The 1,377-nt window shown below is 66.0% G+C and carries 1 protein-coding gene; it reads right to left on the minus strand.

Annotation, left to right across the window (positions count from 1 at the left end; all coding sequences use genetic code 11):
* Positions 1-1,287 (minus strand): DUF1593 domain-containing protein, encoded by a 1,287-nt coding sequence (locus JT723_RS34605; protein WP_205048873.1) that lies wholly within the window; start codon positions 1,285-1,287, stop codon positions 1-3.
* Between the last annotated feature and the right edge of the window lie 90 nt (positions 1,288-1,377).

The following is a 1,377-nucleotide window of genomic DNA, read 5'->3' on the forward strand; positions in this document are numbered from 1 at the left end:
TCAGCTGGTTTTGATTTGGATGCGGCGGTAGGTGGCGAGTGAGGGGGTGCCGTTGTCGGCGGCGCGCAGGATGATGCTGATGGTCTGGCCTGCGGTGTTGGTGGGGATTTGGATGTTGGTGGTGGTGCCGGTGGTGGTGAGGTTGACGGTGCCGGTGTAGCCGGTTCCGGTGTCGTGGGTCCAGGTGTAGGTGATGGCGTTGCCGTCGGGGTCGGTGGTTCCGGTGGTGGTGAGGGTGACGGTGCTGCCGGGGGTGGCGGTGAGGGTGAGGGGTGTGTAGCCGTTGTCGTTGTTGACGACGAGGTTGGGGTTGCGGTTGCCGGTGCCGTTGGTGGCCCAGTCGATGCGGGAGATGAAGTTGTTGGTCTGGTCCTGGAGGGTGCGGTCGATCGCGGCGCGGCTCTGGTTGGCGGGGTCGCCGGTGTTGTCGGTGTAGGCCTTGGTCTGGCCGTCGGGGCCGGTGCCGTAGATGAAGCGGCCGCCGAATCCGTACTGGCTGGGGTCGTTGGGGTCGTTCAGGCCGGGCCACAGGTGGAGCCAGCTGGGTGAGTCGCCCTCGACGATGTATTTCCAGGTCGGGTACATCCCGCCGAGTGCGCCGTGTCCCTGGATCTTGGAGGTGTACTGGGGCCAGTAGGTGTTCTTGATGGTGGAGCCGTACTCGCCCCAGGCGGTCTCGGACCAGATGTAGAACAGGCTGGGGAAGGTCTTGCGCATCCAGTACTGGGAGCTGTTGGAGTAGCCCTCGCCGGTGTAGCCGCGGTCCTGGTCGGTGATGGCGTAGACGCGGACCTTGGAGATGAACGTGGCCAGGTCGGCGGCGCTGCGGGTGTTCTGGACGTGCCACAGGGCCTGGGCCAGGGTGTTGCCGCTGCCCCAGAACGTCATCCACACCGGGCGGGTGTCGGCCTGGTCGACGACGCTGACGACCTGGTTGCTGCCCGCGGAGTCCTTGCCGGCGCCGACCGCTCCCATACCGCGGACGTCGAGGCCTTCCTTGACCAGGCTGCGCAGGTGGTCGGGGCTGGGCCAGTACCCGATCCGCTGGTGCGTCTCGTCGGCCAGGAAACCGGTCTGCCCGCTGCGCTTCATCAGGTTCGGCAGGTCCTTGGCATACGCGTTGATCACGTCGTAGATGTGCGAGGTCTGCAGCGGGCTGCTGCCGTCCAGGCTCCACCCCGTCGTCGAGATGATCCCGTCGATCTCGTACATGTCCGCACTGGCCAGCACATGGATCAACGACTCCATGTCATCCGGCTCCCAGTCCGCCGACGTGATATCCGTCATGATCACCATCCGCGGCTTCAACGGAGCACTCCCAGACGGCGGAGGCGTCGTCGGAGGCGTGGTGGGCGGCGTTGTCGGTGGTGTGGTGGG

It is taken from the genome of Actinacidiphila bryophytorum (assembly GCF_016916835.1).
Taxonomy (GTDB): Bacteria; Actinomycetota; Actinomycetes; order Streptomycetales; family Streptomycetaceae; genus Actinacidiphila; species Actinacidiphila bryophytorum.